Raw genomic sequence first — 15,655 nt, 5'->3', positions numbered from 1 at the left:
CGGGGAACGCGACCGGCGAGCACCCGGCTTCTCAGGGCGTGTACTCGCCGGTGAGCATGGCGGCGGCCAGCTCCACCCGCGAGCGGTAACCGGTACGGGCGAACATCCGGGTGAGCCTGCCCTCCACGCTCTTCTCACTGGTGCCGAGCACCGTCGCCAGCTGCCGGTTTCCCAACCCCTCGGTGACCAGCACCGCGAGCAGTCGCTCGTTCTCGGTCGTGGCCGCGCCGCGCCCCGGCACCGAGACGTCGTGCTCCCGCATGATCCCCCGCGTCCTGGCCCGCCACAGCAACGCGTCGAGTTCGCCGAAGAGCTCGTAGGCCTCCGGCAGCAGCCGCGAAGTGTCCACACCGGACCGGGCTGCCCGGAGGAACGTCCAGGCCATCTCCTCCGGCATCGCACGCTCGCGGGCCAGCCGCACCGCGGCCCGGCCCGAATCCCGATCGCCGTGCACCAGGGCGCGGGAGAGCAGCCAGGCGATCTCGGACCGACCGGTGCCCAGTGCCTCGGCCACCGAACCGCCCCGACGCACGCACTCCTCGGCAGCGCCGGTAGCACCACGCCGGTGCTCGCGGACGGCGAGATCCGCCCACATCCAGTCGGTCCCCAGCACGAAGCCTTGCTCGTCGGCCGAGCGCAGGCCGGAACGCAGCAGCTCGTCGGCCTCGGACTCCTCCCCGAGCGCGTAAAGCGCCCACGACTCGGCGTGGTCGAGCACGTGGCCGAGGTGCCTGCCGCGAACCATCCCGATCAGCTGCCGGGCCCGGCTCAGCCAACCACGGCCGGTGAGCACACCGGCAGCACCGTGGGCCATTCTCACCGGCGCCAACGGACGTGCCGAGTAGACACCGTCCGCGATGCTGCGGCGTGCGACGTCCAGCCCCTCCGAGTGCTCGCCCCGCAGCAGCAGAACCAGCGACTGGTCCGGGGTCTGCAGTTGTTCGAGTACGAGCTCCCGGTCGTCGAGCACCCGCATAGCCTCACCCAGCTCGCCGAGCTGGAGCAGCATGTCCACCTCGTAGCGCGCCTGCTCGAAGCGGTGCTGCGGGTACTCCGAAGCGGACCAGATCCCAGGATCCGCCAGGGAGCGGCGCAGTGTGCTCGGATCACCCAGCAGCACTCCGGCACCACCCCGGAACATGTGGCCGAAGTCGGCGGTGATCGGATTCGCCGCCGACCACAACCGCTGGTTCTCGGCCAGCAGCCGGTCCCCCTCGGCCCAACGTCCCTGCACGATCAGGGCGAAGGCACGGGTGACCAGTTCGTTGGCCGGGCCGCCGGGCACCGGTGGCGGTTCGCCCTCTCCCAGCCGGTACAACTCCGACCAGCGCTCGCAGGCGGCGAGACCGGTCACGTACACGATCGCGACTTCCTGCAGCATCTCGACCGGCAACCGGTCGGCGTGCTCGAGCAACGTGGCCCGAGCACCGTCAACGGCCTCGGTCATCCGACCGTGGATCGCGCAGGCGGCGCTGTACGTGAGCACCGCCACGGCGCGCTGTTCCGGATCGCTCGCCCGATCGAGCACCGCACGCAGCCAGCGGACGGCGTGCAGCCCGTCGGTGAACATCACCTCCACGCTGCGCGTCAGCAACAGCTCGGCGGAACGCCGCGAATCGACCAGTTTGCCCGCGTCGGCCAGCCGGTCCGGCAGGTAATTCTCGTCGACCGGTTCGGCGGCGCCGTCCCAGACGGCGGTCGCGGCCAGCGCGCAGAGCCTGCGGCGCTCGTAGGGTCCCAGTGAGGATTCGAGCGCGTCCCGCACCGCCGGGATCCGGAACCGCCACCGCTGCCTGGCTCCGCGAGCTCCGACCAGCACCCGGTCGGTCACGAGCGAGTCCAGCGCGGCACGCACTGTTTCCGGATCGAGGTCGAGTGCCTCGGCTGCCAGCCCGACCGCGTTCTCGTCCAGCGGGGCCAGCACCGCCATCGCCCGCGCCACCGACCAGCGCACCGAACCGGTTTCGTGGATCGGGGCGAGCAAGGGGTGCGATTCGGACAGCGACGGCCACTCCACGGCGGGCCGCGTGTAGGCGTGCTGGTCAACGACCCGCAGCACCCCTGCCTGCCGGTGCACCTCGATCATCGAACGCAGCGCCGCGGGGTTGCCCCGGCTCGCGGTGTGCAGCCGGTCGACGAGCTCGGCGTCGGGTACCGCCCGGACCGAATCGGCGAGAAAGGCCGCGCTCTGCGCCCGGGTAAGCGGGCGCAGCGGAACGAACCGGGCGAACCCGTCGGCCTCCAGCCGAGCCGGCTCGGCGGCACGACGCCGCCCGTCCTGACCGGTGGAGTGCCCGATTCGCCACGTCGCCACGATCGAACACCCCTGCCCGGCGAGCAGGCGGGTGAGTCGGCCGAGCAGCGAAGCGGTGGCGGTGTCCGTCCACTGCGCGTCGTCGATCAGCACGGTCAGCGGCGCGTACCGGCGCACCGAGGAGAGCACGGTGTTCGCGAGCCGGTCGGAGACGTCTCCGGCCCGACCGGTGTCGGCGCTGAGCCTGGCGACAAGACCGAGCACCGAGTCCCGTGTGGAAGGGGCCTCCCGGCCTCCGAACTCCTCCACAGCGGTGAGCAGACGGTAGAGCACCCCGTACGGGGTGGACCGTTCGTGCTCCCCGACGCGTATGGACACCACCCGGGCCCCTGCCGCGGCGAGTTCGCCCGCGACGGCGTTGAGCACTGCCGAACGCCCGCTGCCCGCCTCCCCGGTGAGCAGCGTCAGCGGTGGGAAGCCGGACAGTGCGCCGGAGCACAGTCGTTCGACCAGCGCCCGCCTGCCGAACATCGACGTCACCGACCGCTCGCCCTGTTCCGGGGAGGGCGCCGGACGCGGCTCCCATCGCGAGGAGTCAACCACGTCGATCACCGATTTCCGCGCGACGACGGTTCTCGGCGGTCACGCCCTCCGAGTTCGCTCGCGCGATGTGGGGCGGAACTTCGGACAGGAGGACGTGCCTCGATCTCATGGTGATCCATTGTGCTCCACGCGAGGGATCTCCCTCCATCTAGGGCATCATGATTAGCAACACTGGTGTGACATTCACATCCTCGATAACAACGAGGTGCGGGCGTGCCCCTCCGACGAACGTGACCGCACATCGGCCCCACCTACACCAGGAAGAAAGACGAATGGTTCGCGAGCACACCCCCATCCTCGGCCGAGACGAGCAGTGGGCCCGGCTCGACAGCACCGTTCACACCTCCGACGGAACCGGAGCGTTGCTCGTCGTACGTGGACCGAGTGGCTCGGGAAAGAGCGCACTGCTCGATGCCGCCTCGCGGAACTGGCTTCGACACGACGTGCGGGTGCTCTCCGTCTCGGCCGCCGTACCGGCGCCACGAATGTTCGACGCGCTGCTGGAGGCCGTGCGCGGAAGAGTGGGCGACCAACGCGAACCCGAACTGCTGGAGGCGGTCGCGGCGGCGGCACGGCTGCGTCCCGCAAGAGAGGACCCGACGCATTTCACCCCGCTGCCCCTGGTGCACGAACTGACCCGCGCGCTGACGCGGCTGGCACGAGGGAAACGCACCGTGCTGGTGCTCGAGGACGTCGACCACGTGGATCGGGAGTCGGTCTCCGCACTCTCCTCGCTGGCCCAGGGCGTTCGGGCCGCGGGCGGCGTGGTGCTGGCCACGCTCGGCAACGCCTCCCGTGGAGCCCACGAACAACTGGTGGACCTGTCCGACTCAGTGCTGGATCTCCCGCCCTTGTCGGACGACGACATCACGGCGCTGCTGCCACGGTGGACCGGTGGGCAGGCCGCCGTGGACCCGACCACGACGGAGGCGTTGCGCACGACCTTGGGACCGCTGTTCGGCAACCCGGCGACGATGCGCTCGCTCGTGCGAGCGCTCCGCCGCGAGGACCGTCTCACGGTGATCGACGAACACCTGTGCCTGCGTTCGCCTTGGGAGCCGATCGCGCTGCCCGGCGACCACGAGCTGCTGCGCCCGGTGCACGAGTGCGGTCCCGAGGGCGGTCGGATCGTGTGGTGCGTCGCGGTGCTCGGCGAGCTCGACGTGAACGACCTGCCGGTGCTGGCCGAAGTAGCCGACGTCGAGCTGCACGCCTGCGGACGCGTGCTGGACCGGCTGGTGCACGACGAAGTGCTGCGCGAGGACAACGGTCGACTGCGACTGTCGGTACCCGCGCTGGGAACGGCGCTGGGCCGCGAAGGGGCGTGGTCGGCCCGGGAAGTGCACAGTGCGCTGGTTCGGCACATGCTCGACCGCCGCGAACGCGGGGGCGCGGTGGATGACTCGGCGCTGGCGCACCATCTCGTCGAGGCGGGTCCGGATTTCGGCGGCGAGCGCGGTCTGGAGATCCTGCTCCACGAGGCGGACAGAACCGTGGAAACCGATCCGGAACGGGCCGCCGAGCGATACCGCGCGGCGGTGCACCGGATGCGGGCATCGGACCGGCGATTGCCGAGTTCGTTGGAAGCGATGACCCGGCTGCAGCTGTCCCGGGGGTATTTCAGGGAGCTGGCCGACGATCTCGGGATCGTGCTGCCCGCGCTGCTGGAAGCACTGCAGCGCGAGGGCGATCCGGCGGGAACCAGTCCGTACGCGCACGACGACGAGCGGATGTTGGCCGAGCTCGCGGTCTGCTGGTTCCTGGTGCAGCTGCACGAGGGATACACGGTCGGGATCCACGATTCGACACGGTTGTTCGACCTGGTGACCACGCGTGACGAGAGCACCGAACAGGTGCGCCGGCTCTTCTCCGCGCTGTTTCGCGGGCGAACGCGCGAGGCGGTGATCACACTCGACACTCTGGTGGAGATCTTCCCCGCGAAGCGGGGGGAGGCACGGCCGGTGATCGCTTTCGACGAAGTACTGCTGCTGCTCCAAGCGATGGAGGGCGAGCACGAGCGGTTCCTGCGAGCCCTCTCGCGGTGGCAACAGGGTCACCCGGCGGAGCGAGATGCCCCCGACATCGAGCGGCTGCGTGACGCGGGAAGCATGCTCGACCACGCCACGGCGCTGGAACTGATCCTCGGGCACCGCCCCGGAAGTCGCGGTGGCGGTGCCGCCCACGCCTACCAGCGGGCGCTGCGTGCCTATCACGCCGGTGAGTGGGACGAGGCGCTGTCGGTGGCCCGTTCGCTGGAGGCCGACCGATCGCACCCCCGAGGCTCGCTGGCACTGCACCTGACGAGGGTGGTGGCGGCGGAGATCTGTGCGGCGCGAGGCCACTTCCGACGGGCCGAGAACTGGTTGGCCCGGGTACCGCGCCGGTTCGCCTGCGGCCACCTTCTCGCCTGGGTGCGCTGTGGTCTGCGACACCGCCGCGGTCACACCGCCGAGGCGGTCGCGGAGGGATGGCGGGAATACCTGCACCACCGCGACCGTGGCAGTACGGCAGGCCTGGAACGGCTGCTGGAGCGGTTGATCGACTACAGTGTTCGACTCGGTGACCAGGAGGGCGCCGAGCGGATGCTCGAACAGCTGGAAGCCTTCGAGACCCGCGATCGCACCGCCTCGGCCAGGGAGGCCGCGCTGCTCGCGCGGGGGATGGTGGAGGCGGACCCGACGCGCCTGCGCGACGGAATCGAGTCGGCCAAACGGCGCGGGGACAACCATCGGGTCACCCGTGGCTGCGCCGCGATGGGCAGGCTGCTCGACGAGCCGCGGTCGTGGTTGCACGAGGGCTACGAACTGGTCAAACAGTTCGGTTCCCCGTACGGACGGGGAGTATTCAGCGAGCTGATGCGCAGCCGCGGTATCGCGTTGACGCGCTCACGCGGCCCGCGGGAACCGCTGTCGAGCACCGAGAACCGGATCATCGATCTGGTCAGTGACGGCTACACCAACCGCCAGATCGCGATGGCGGTGCAGGCCAGTGAGAAGACCGTGGAAAGCCACCTGACCAAACTGTTCACCCGAACCGGCTGCCGCTCCCGTGTGGAGCTGGCCACCGCACGGCTGGAGGGCCGACTCATGCCGGCCTGATCGCGGTGCCACGGAAGGAGCCGCCCGGGACACGGGCCGTCGCGGCACGAGAAGGACACCCTCCACCAAAAACCGGTGCGAACACCGGGGCTCAGCCAGCAGGAGAGCTGATGATCATCGTCTCGCCGGGCGCCCCCGGCTGCCACTCGTCGATCGCCGAAGCGTTGGACTCGGCTCCCGGGGGAGCGGCGGTGCACGTCGCACCCGGGAAGTACGAGGAGAGCCTGACGCCGCGCAGACCGGTCACGATCGTCGCCGAGGACGGGCCGGACACCGTCGAGATCAGCTCCGCGCGGGGACCGGTGATCTCGGGCGACGTCGCGACGAAGCTCAGCGGACTGACCCTGCGTTGCACCGATCCGGAAACCCCCGTGGCCGTGGCCGGGTCGGACCGGTTGACCATCACCGAGTGCCGGTTGGAGGCGACCGCCTGGACGGCGGTCCACGGCCACGGTCGGGGCGGCCTGACGATGCGCGACTGCTCGGTGCGCAACTCCGAGGGCGCCGGTGTGGTGGTCACCTCGGCCGTCGGAAGTTCGGTCGAGCGGTGCACCTTCCCCGAACCGGGGACGTCGGGGATCGTGGCCGCCGAACAGGGGGTGCTCACGCTGCGCTCGTGCACGGTCGAGCAGGCGGCGGGCAACGGACTGTGCCTGAACGGCAGCGGGCACATCGACGGCGAGAACATCACGATCATCGGCGCGCGCAAGCCCTCACTGGCCGTGGAGGAGCGGGCATCGGCCACGCTGAGCGGACTGGCGGCGCGCGACAGTCGTGGTCTCGGCTGCTATCTGGCCACCAGCTCGACCGTGGAGCTCACCGATTGTTCCGTCGAGCGATCCGAGGCGGACGGACTGCTGATCGCCTCCACCGGCCACACCGCGCTGGAGCGGTGCACCGTCGAGCACACCAACCACCACGGCGTCCGGATCACCGGTGGCTCGGCCGGAATCCTCCGCGACTGCACGATCACGGGGGTGCGCGGGACCGGAGTCCTCGTCGAGGCGGAGTCCAGCACCGAGTTCGAGCGGCTCACCGTGACCGAGTGCCAGGGGACGGGACTGAGCGCCACGAGCGGCGCCACGCCCTCGGCGCGACGGCTGCGGATCACCGGCTCCACGGGAGCGGCCGTGGAGATCGCCGAGGGGGCGAAGGCCCGGCTGGACAACGTCGAGGTCGAACGGGCCGGTGACGTGGGCGTGCTCGTCGCGGACGACGGTGCGGCGACGGTCAACGGGTGCAGCGTGCTGGACACGAACGGTTCCGGGATCGCGGTGCTGCGTGCCGCGGACGCCACGTTCACCGACTGCGACGTCCATCGTGCCGGTGGCGACGGGGTGCACACCGGGGAACGGGGCGGGATCGTGCTGAACCGCTGCCGGGTCCGTTCCGGTCGGGCGTGCGGAGTGCGGGTGGAGCCCTCCGCCCGTGCCGAGGTGTCCGAATCGGAGCTCGCCGAGAACGAGGCCGACGGTATCAACGTGCGCTCGACGGAGACCGTGGTGCTGCGCGACTGCACGGCCACCGACAACCGGGGTGCGGGCCTGCGGCGCACGGTTCCCTCTGAGACGTTGACGGTGGAGGGCTTCACCAGCTCCGGAAACGGTTTCCCGGACGCGTACGGCCTCGGGAACTCCGACTCCCCCTCCGGCGGGAACCCCGCCGAGGTCGGCGGACCCGAGACCGGCACTGCCGAGGCGGGCACCGAGCAGAGCAGGCCGATGCGGGAGTTGACCTCGCTGGTGGGGCTGGAGGGAGTCAAGCACGACGTCACCACGCTGGTGAACCTGAACAAGATGGCCAAGCGGCGCCAGGAGGCCGGGCTGTCGGCGCCCCCGATGAGCAGGCACCTGGTCTTCGCGGGAGCGCCGGGTACCGGCAAGACCACAGTGGCCCGACTCTACGGCGCGGTGCTGGCCGAGCTGGGGGTGCTCGCCTCCGGGCACCTGGTCGAGGTCTCACGCGCCGATCTGGTCGCCGACATCGTCGGTGGCACCGCGATCAAGGCGACCGAGGAGTTCAACAAGGCGCTGGGCGGAGTGCTCTTCGTCGACGAGGCGTACACCCTGAGCTCCTCCTCCGGTGGCTCCGGCCCGGACTTCGGCAAGGAGGCCGTGGACACCCTGGTCAAGCTGATGGAGGACCATCGGGACGAGGTGGTGGTGATCGCGGCGGGCTACTCCGCGGAGATGCGCGAGTTCATGTCCACCAACCCCGGGCTGGAGTCCCGCTTCAGCCGGACCATCGAGTTCACCAACTACACCGCCGAGGAACTGGTCACGATCGTGCGCCAGCAGTGCGCCGAGCACGACTACCAGCTCGACGAGAGCGCCGCCGAAGCACTGGAGTACTACTTCGAGGCGATGCCCAAGGACGGTACCTTCGGCAACGGCCGGACGGCGCGCAAGACCTTCGAGCGAATGGTCGACCACCAGGCCTCGCGACTGTCGGTCTCGCCGGACACCTCCACCGCCGATCTGACCCGGCTGCTGGCCGAGGACGTCGAGGCCCTCCGGGCAGGTGTGCCGGGGTGAGTCGGGCAAACCGGCCGGGCCACCGAGGTCGCGAGAGCTCGAAGGCCACACCGCCTCGGCCCGGGATCGACTCAGCCCGGGAACAGCTCACCGAGGCGGTGCAACGACTTCTCGATGGCCGCTCTGTTCCGCCGTGGGAACGGGCTCAGCGAGATCAGCAGCGGAATCCGCGCGGTCGACCAGTCGAAGGTTTCGGTCACCTCGGTTCGTCCCTCCACCGGGCGGAGCCGCCAACGCCAGCGGTGGCCGTTGAAGTGCCGCCACGCGATCAGGCGGTCCTGCTCGAACTCCACCACCGTGTTCAGGATCTTGTACGAGGCGCCCATCTTCATGTCCATGCCGAACTTCGAGCCGAGTTCGAGCCGCTCTGGGCCACCCTGCCGCGCCTGTAGCAGCGTGCCCGAACCGTCGAGCAACGAGTGCTGGGTCGGATCGGTGAGCAGCTCGAAGATCCTGTCCGGTGTGGTCGCGACCGTCCTGGTCGCCGACACCTGGCGTCCTACCATTCGGTAACCCTAATTCCCGAGCGACGATCCGGGAATGGCGGGCTTGTCATTTCACTCGGGCTCTTACCCGTGCGTCCTCCTGCGAGCGGAGGAAGACACCCCCTGGGGGCTTGTCGGCCATGTCCGGATCGGGGATTCGCGGGAGGACAAAGAACATAGCAGCCGGACCGTGCGGCTCTCGCGGGCTCGGGAGCCTACACATCTGCGAGAAAACCGGATTCGATAACTGTGGCCGACCGGCTGTTGACTCCGTTCGTTTCACTCGACAAAATCACGTCTTCACCCGTTCGGAGTAACCAGGAGAAACATGCGCACTCGAGTAGCGGCTGCCCAGGTAATAGCCGCACTGGCCAGTATCGGAGCGGCCGCGGTACACGCCACTGTCGCCGTCGATCACTGGAGCTCGTGGTGGGGTTACGGTCTGCAGTTCGTCCTCGCCGCGATCGCGCAGCTCGGGTGGGGAATCACCGCTCTGCTTCGTGACAACCGCGCTCTACTCGGAATAGGCGTGGCAATGCAGGCCGTTCTCATCGGCGCGTGGGTTGTGACGCGTACGCTCGGCCAACCGATAGGTCCCGCGGCGGGCGTGGCGGAGCCGGTAGGTTTGTCCGGCACTCTGACAGTGCTGCTCGAGGTGATCGCCGTCGTGGGCGCTCTCGGCGCGTTGACGGTTAAGCGCGGCACTCCGGGAACTCGTGGTCGCTACATCGGCGGTGTGGGCGCCGGAGGCCTCGTCGTACTCGCGGCTACCTCGGTGGCGGTGCTGACGGCGATGGGCGGTGGCCATCACGGTTCCGGCGGGCACCACGGTTCGGAAACCGGGCACCACCAGGATCCCAAGAACGAAACATCCCATCACGAGACGAGCGAGCATCACGAGCCCGCACCACCCGCTCCCGACACAGGGTCGGCCTCCACCTCCCCCGCACCTTCCACGGCACACGAAGACGACCACTCCCACCAGCACGGTTGACGCCCCGAGGAGCGGTTCCCGCGAACCGGGAACCGGACACAACGGCGAAAGGGTGGCCAGTTTGGCTGCCCGACTCGCCGTGGGGCACAGCCTCGGTGACCAATCACCAGTCGCGGAGAACCACGTACGGCGGGCCGGGCCCAGGATGTTTTCAGGCATCCCGGCCCCCAGTCTCATGCCGGGCGACGTTCCGGGCCGCAGCCGGTCACTGCCGATACGGCATCCCCTGTAAGAAGCATCACCCGAGCTCGTCGCGGCGGCGACGATACTCCTCGTCTATGTCCCCGCGCACGAACCTCATCGAGAATCCTGCGGGCCGAGGGGCGCTCGGACGAGTCCTCGCCACTCCACCTCACCGGCCCACGTCCGATGAACAGCATCGCGAGATAGGCGAACACCAGCAACGCGATCACGAGCAGAACCGGCCAGACCCAGATCCACCCCATCATGCCCCCGTAACCCATCACCGCCCCCTCAAGACCAGGTCGGAACAAACCCCGTCAGCGCTCCACGGCACTTCCATCATGCGCCGAGCGGGACGGGGTCGCACCCCTGTGGGCAAGGATGCCCTCCAGCCGGATCACGAGTAACTGTATGAGGTCTGGCCGACTTTTTAAGGCCCTCGACAGACAGCGGAACGTTACGGTGTGACACCGGACGGGTCCTTCCGGTTCGCCGGACGAGCGACTTGGCGGTTCTCATCCTGGCACCGCAAGCCCCTCCCCTCCGGCCACACCCCAGGGGCAACAACCTCCCGAGCCGGGACATCACCACAGGACGATGACGACAGTGGCGGCTGCGTCGAGCAGTGGCTGCTCGATCACGACGAGGAAACTGTGTCCCCGTTGGTACACGACCAGCGATCCCCGCAGTTCAGCAGGGTTGACCAGTACGGGTCACGGGAGCACCGTTCCGGTCAGCCCGGGCAGAACGAGCCCTCCCCCGAGTCCCAGCCCGAGCGATCCGCACGCGGCCGTGTAGGCGCATGCAGCCGTCCAACGTCCGGCGCGGACCAGAGGAACGTGCTCACCTCCCGGTACCGCGAGGAGGGCGGGAACCATCCACCGCAGATAATAGAAGAGACTGATTACGGTGTTGACTACCGCGAGAACCGCCAACCAAGTGTATCCCCCGTCGACGGCAGCACTGAACACCTCGAGCTTGCCCAGGAAAACGGCCGTCGGAGGAGTACCCACCAACCCCAGCAGGCTCAGCACCAGCACTCCTGCCAATGCGGGATGACTCCTGGCCATACCCCGGTAGTCGGCGATGCGCGTCGCCCCTGGGAATTCGGAGATCACGGCGAACGCGGCGATGTTGGTCACCACGTAACCGCCCGTGTAGAACAGCAACGCAGGCAGCGCCAACTCGCTGCGGGTCGCGACCGTGACGGCCAACATGATGTAGCCGACCTGACTGATAGTCGAATACGCGAGCAACCGCCGGACGGATTCCTGGAAGAACGCCGCCAGATTGCCGAGCGTCATGGACGCGCTCGCCAGAACCGCGATGAGCGAGGGCCAGTTCACAGTGGGAGGAACCACTTCCGACACCAGTCGGTAGACAGCTACCAGGCCGCCGACCTTGGGCACGGTCGTCACGAACGCGGCCACCGGCGCAGCAGCACCTTCGGTGACGTCCGGGACCCAGAAATGCGTGGGTACGGCGCCTATCTTGAACAGCAGACCGGCCAGCAGCAGCACCGTACCGGCAGCGACGATCGAGTGTGGAGCCTCGGACAACGTCCGAACCAGCACCACGTAGCGGGTGGTCCTGCCCACGCCGTACAGCAGGGTCACGCCGGTGAGCATGGTGACCCCCAGCAACGCGCCCAAGAGATAGTACTTCAGGCTCGCCTCCGTCCCCGGCGCGTCCTTGCTGAACCCGGCCAACGCGTACAGCGGGATCGAGGCGAGCAGATAACCGGCGGCGAGCAACAACAGATCGGTCGCACCTGCCAGTACGATCGTTCCCAGCGCGGCGAGCAGCGACAGAACGTAGAACTCAGCTTTCCGGGGGTGGTTTCCCAGCGACTCCCCGGCCAACCAGATGACCAGCACGGTGCCCGACAACACGAGAAGGCGGCTCGTGTGTGTGGTGACATCCAGCGCGTAGCTTCCCCCGAAGACCGTTTCCGGTACGCCTCCCCACGAGGACGCGGTCGCGACGAGTCCCACGACGCAGGCCAACGCAGTGAGCACTCCTACCGACCACTGCTTGGCTCGAGGCAACCAGCTTCCCGCGAGCAGCCCGAGAACGGCGCCCGCGGCGAGTGCGAGTTCCGGGACGAGCGCTGTGAGCTTCGCGTTCATCGACCGATCACTCCGATCACACTGGTCACGGAGGGTTCGACGACGTCGAGCAGGAATCGTGGCAGCAAACCGATCACGACGGCGAGCACGAGCAACGGCAGCACGGAGAAGAGCTCCCGCGATCGCAGGTCCTCGAAGCGCCGGGTACTTCCAGGTGTGTCCGGCAGTCGTTCGGCACCCAGGAACATGCGGTGGAAGGCCCGCAACAGCAGTCCGGCTGTGATCAGAATTCCGAGCAACGCCAGTGCGGTGGGCACCGAGGCCGAAGCGAGACTTCCGGTGAAGATCTGAAACTCCGCGACGAATCCGGACAGCCCGGGCAGTCCCAACGAACCGAAGGCGGCCAGAGCGGTCGCGCCAGCGAGTACCGGGGCGCGTCCGGCCAGCCCGGAGTAGGACCCCATGTCGTAGCTGGCGCGACGATCGAACAGCACGCCGGCGATCAAGAACAGCGCTCCGGTCAACAGACCATGACTGACCATCTGCGTGACCGCCCCGGTCACCGCAAGCGAGCGAGCCTGTTCATCACCCTCGGCGATCAGCCCCGCCGCGCCGACCGCAAGCACGACATAGCCCATGTGATTGACGGAGGTGTAGGCGATCATGCGTTTGAAGTCCTCCTGGGCGAGGGCCACCAACGCTCCGTAGAGGACGGATACCACCCCGACGATCACTACGATCCAGGCGTACTCACGCCAGGACTGCGGCAGCAACGGCATAGCGATGCGGACGAAGCCGTAGGTCCCCATCTTCAGCAGGACACCGGCGAGGATCACCGAGCCCGTGGCCGGGGCATCGGTGTGAGCGGGTGGCAACCAGGTGTGAAACGGCACGGTCGGAGTCTTGATCGCGAATCCGAGCCCGATGGCCAGCAACACGACAGCGCCATAGGTCTCGCGACCGGCCAGCGGATTCGCTCGTGCGAGTTCGACGATGTCGAACGTGTGCGGTTCGGCCGCCAAGTACAGCCCGATGAATCCCAGCAGCAGCACCAAGGAGCCCACGAAGGTGTACAGGAAGAACTTCAGTGCCGACTTTCTCGCGTTTCCGTGCCCCCAGGCCGCGATGACGAAGTACATGCCCACGATCGACAGGTCGAAGTAGACGAAAAACAGGATCAGGTCCAGCGCCGTGAACAGTCCCAGACTCACCGTTTGCAGGCACAGGAAGAGCAGTACGAACGGTTTGGCACTCCGGAGGCGCCGCTGTGAATAGATCGCGCACGCGAGGAACAGAACGGCCGTGACCGCCACCAGTGGCAGGGCAAGGCCATCGATGCCGACGTGGTAGTCGATGCCGACGCTGGGCATCCAACGCAATCGTTGTTCGTAGGAGATCCCGCCGTCGGCGTCGAACCCGATCCACATCGCCACCACCAGGACGAGATCCGCCGCGGCCGCGGCCCCCCAGCTCCAGGTGAACACCCGGTCACCGAGACGAGCGGGCACAAAGGCGAGTGCGGCAGCAGCCACCAACGGCAGGAACACGATCAGAGAGAGCACGTTCACCCCAGGACGACGAGGACAGCCAGCAGTGCGAGCGCAACAGCGGCTTGGACGTAGTACTGGTGCAGCTGACCGGTTTGGGGGCGCCGAGCGAGGGAGCCCAGCAGGCCCACTCCACCGGTCAACGCACCGATCGATCCGTCCAACCACGACTCAACGCGCCGGCCGACCAGCCGAGCGAGCCACAGGGCCGCTACGGGAACGGCCGACACGAGCCGATCGAGCACCCGGTCGTCGAACGCGGCCAGGGTACGTGCCGCCACCAGCACCGGCCGGACCAGCAGTATCCTCACCGCCCCCTCGACACACAACCACTCCTGCCACCCCCGGTATCCGAGGAGCGGCGTAGGAATCCTCCACTCAGCCCACCACCGGACCAATCCCGCGACGAGCAAGGTGGCCACAGTCGAAACCACCAACTGCCACAGTGCGGGGGAGGGATCGGCTTCCGGCCCGAGGAACACGTCCAAGGAGTGCGCCAGCGAGGGGATCCCGAGGACTCCCAGCAGAGCGGCGCCACTAGCCAGCACCCACGAGGCGGATTCGGCGAGCGGCGCCACACGCCGAGTACCGAGTCGCTCACGGTCCAAGGTGACCTCGGCGCGTTCGGGGACAGGGCGCCAAACCAGTAGGGCGGCCTTGACGGTGTAGACGGTGCTGAGCAACGCGGCTACGGTTCCCACCGCGTACAGGGCCGGTGCTTGCGCTAGGGCTGCGGCTAGAACTTCGTCCTTGGCCACCCACAACGACAACGGCGGTATTCCAGCCAGGCTCGCGGCGGCGAGCGTGAACGCGACTCCGAGTCCACGGTATCGGCGAGCGGCACCGCGCAACTCGCGGAGTTCCTTGGTCCCCAGTGCGATCAGCCACGCGCCAGCCACCAGGAACAACGCGGACTTGGTGGCCGCGTGGGCGACCAGTTGGACAGTACCGCCGGTCAGACTGCCGACACCCGCCGCGAGTACGACGAACCCGAGCTGCGCCGAGGTGGACGCGGCCAGCAACTGCTTGAGGTCGCGCTGCGCGACGGCGACCAGCCCGAGCACGAACGCGGTGAACACGCCCGTCCACGCCACGACCGGCTCACCCCATCCGGAGGCCGCCAGCAACGCTTCCGAGCGCAACAGCAGATAGCCGCCCGCCGCGACCATGGTCGCGGAGTGCAGCAACGCCGAAACCGCGCTCGGTCCCGACATCGCGCGGGAGAGCCAGAAGTGGAACGGTAGCTGCGCGGACTTGCCCAGGGCCGCGACCACGATCCCGGCTGTGACCAGTTCCAACCACCCCTGTGAAATGTCCGGCAACGTGCCCAACGCCAGCGAACCGCTTCCACCGGCCAATGCGGCCCCCGCCGCCAGGTACAGCCCGAGGTCAGCGGCGCGGGTGGTCAAGAAGGCGATGTTCGCCGAGACGCTCCTTTCCGAATCACGCCACCAGAAACCGATCAACGCCCAGCTCGCGGCCCCCATGACCTCCCATCCCATCAGCAGGGTGGGGAGGTTGGAGGCGGTGACAGTCGTCAACATCGCTCCGGCGAACAGCAACATCAGCCCGGTGAACCGAGCACGCGATTCCCGGGCACCGAGCTCGGAGACGGCGTACAACAACACCACCGAGGTAATCGCGACTACAGTCACGATGAGAATCGCCGAGAGACCGTCCACCACCAGCGAGAGCCCCATACCGGCGAAAAACGGAAACGATGCTTCGGGCCTGGCGACTACCACGGAAACCCCGATGATCAGGGTAACCGCCATCACGGCTGTCCCCACGGCCGTGGCGTGCCGGTCTCCGCGACTACCGGAACAAGCCAGGAGTCCCCCGGAACCGAGCGGCACGGCGATCAGCGACCACAACAACGGGCTCATGC

General features: G+C 68.3%; 9 protein-coding genes. 3 read left to right on the top strand and 6 right to left on the bottom strand.

The genetic code is table 11. The features are described 5' to 3' along the window. Window positions 1-31: 31 nt before the first annotated feature. Window positions 32-2,866: an AAA family ATPase gene (locus BM150_RS18900; RefSeq protein WP_092928654.1), complete on the bottom strand. Its 2,835-nt coding sequence runs from the start codon at window positions 2,864-2,866 to the stop codon at window positions 32-34. A 263-nt stretch (window positions 2,867-3,129) separates the two neighbouring features. Between BM150_RS18900 and BM150_RS18895 the strand changes: the two genes are divergently transcribed. Together BM150_RS18895 and BM150_RS18890 are read left to right on the top strand one after the other, a co-directional pair. Then, window positions 3,130-5,955 carry a helix-turn-helix transcriptional regulator gene (locus BM150_RS18895; protein WP_175496906.1) on the top strand — a complete coding sequence of 942 codons (2,826 nt, stop codon included), beginning with the start codon at window positions 3,130-3,132 and terminating at the stop codon, window positions 5,953-5,955. A 110-nt stretch (window positions 5,956-6,065) separates the two neighbouring features. Continuing rightward, window positions 6,066-8,489 carry a right-handed parallel beta-helix repeat-containing protein gene (locus tag BM150_RS18890; protein ID WP_092928652.1) on the top strand — a complete coding sequence of 808 codons (2,424 nt, stop codon included), beginning with the start codon at window positions 6,066-6,068 and terminating at the stop codon, window positions 8,487-8,489. 71 nt (window positions 8,490-8,560) lie between these two features. Here BM150_RS18890 and BM150_RS18885 read toward each other — a convergent pair whose 3' ends face one another. Next, window positions 8,561-8,995 carry an SRPBCC family protein gene (locus BM150_RS18885; RefSeq protein WP_092928651.1) on the bottom strand — a complete coding sequence of 145 codons (435 nt, stop codon included), beginning with the start codon at window positions 8,993-8,995 and terminating at the stop codon, window positions 8,561-8,563. A gap of 307 nt (window positions 8,996-9,302) precedes the next feature. Here BM150_RS18885 and BM150_RS18880 point away from each other — a divergent pair, with 307 nt between their 5' ends. Continuing rightward, window positions 9,303-9,968 carry a hypothetical protein gene (locus BM150_RS18880; protein ID WP_092928650.1) on the top strand — a complete coding sequence of 222 codons (666 nt, stop codon included), beginning with the start codon at window positions 9,303-9,305 and terminating at the stop codon, window positions 9,966-9,968. A gap of 173 nt (window positions 9,969-10,141) precedes the next feature. Here the strand turns inward: BM150_RS18880 and BM150_RS18875 are convergent, their stop codons facing one another. The 4 genes from BM150_RS18875 to BM150_RS18860 all read right to left on the bottom strand — a co-directional run bounded on the left by BM150_RS18875 (window position 10,142) and on the right by BM150_RS18860 (window position 15,653). Next, complete coding sequence (locus tag BM150_RS18875) at window positions 10,142-10,432, bottom strand: hypothetical protein (protein WP_217641750.1); 291 nt, start codon at window positions 10,430-10,432, stop codon at window positions 10,142-10,144. A 432-nt stretch (window positions 10,433-10,864) separates the two neighbouring features. Next, window positions 10,865-12,280 carry an NADH-quinone oxidoreductase subunit N gene (locus tag BM150_RS18870; protein WP_092928649.1) on the bottom strand — a complete coding sequence of 472 codons (1,416 nt, stop codon included), beginning with the start codon at window positions 12,278-12,280 and terminating at the stop codon, window positions 10,865-10,867. Next, window positions 12,277-13,782: a complex I subunit 4 family protein gene (locus tag BM150_RS18865; RefSeq protein WP_092928687.1), complete on the bottom strand. Its 1,506-nt coding sequence runs from the start codon at window positions 13,780-13,782 to the stop codon at window positions 12,277-12,279. Before BM150_RS18865 ends, BM150_RS18870 begins: the two co-directional genes overlap by 4 nt. Window positions 13,783-13,784: 2 nt before the next feature. Next, a complete protein-coding gene (locus tag BM150_RS18860) occupies window positions 13,785-15,653 on the bottom strand; it encodes an NADH-quinone oxidoreductase subunit 5 family protein (protein WP_092928648.1) in 1,869 nt (622 codons plus the stop codon). Between the last annotated feature and the right edge of the window lie 2 nt (window positions 15,654-15,655).

Source organism: Actinopolyspora alba, assembly GCF_900112765.1.
In the GTDB taxonomy this organism is placed as follows: domain Bacteria; phylum Actinomycetota; class Actinomycetes; order Mycobacteriales; family Pseudonocardiaceae; genus Actinopolyspora; species Actinopolyspora alba.
Note: the sequence above shows the minus strand (reverse complement) of the source record. Positions and strands in the feature narration are given on the sequence as shown.

What these genes read in the sequence shown, in the direction of transcription:
- BM150_RS18895 (WP_175496906.1), top strand. Translation starts at nt 3,130, where the DNA reads ATGGTTCGCGAGCACACCCCCATCCTCGGCCGAGACGAGCAGTGGGCC.
- BM150_RS18890 (WP_092928652.1), top strand. Translation starts at nt 6,066, where the DNA reads ATGATCATCGTCTCGCCGGGCGCCCCCGGCTGCCACTCGTCGATCGCC.
- BM150_RS18885 (WP_092928651.1), bottom strand. Translation starts at nt 8,995, where the DNA reads ATGGTAGGACGCCAGGTGTCGGCGACCAGGACGGTCGCGACCACACCG.
- BM150_RS18880 (WP_092928650.1), top strand. Translation starts at nt 9,303, where the DNA reads ATGCGCACTCGAGTAGCGGCTGCCCAGGTAATAGCCGCACTGGCCAGT.
- BM150_RS18875 (WP_217641750.1), bottom strand. Translation starts at nt 10,432, where the DNA reads ATGGGTTACGGGGGCATGATGGGGTGGATCTGGGTCTGGCCGGTTCTG.
- BM150_RS18870 (WP_092928649.1), bottom strand. Translation starts at nt 12,280, where the DNA reads ATGAACGCGAAGCTCACAGCGCTCGTCCCGGAACTCGCACTCGCCGCG.
- BM150_RS18860 (WP_092928648.1), bottom strand. Translation starts at nt 15,653, where the DNA reads ATGAGCCCGTTGTTGTGGTCGCTGATCGCCGTGCCGCTCGGTTCCGGG.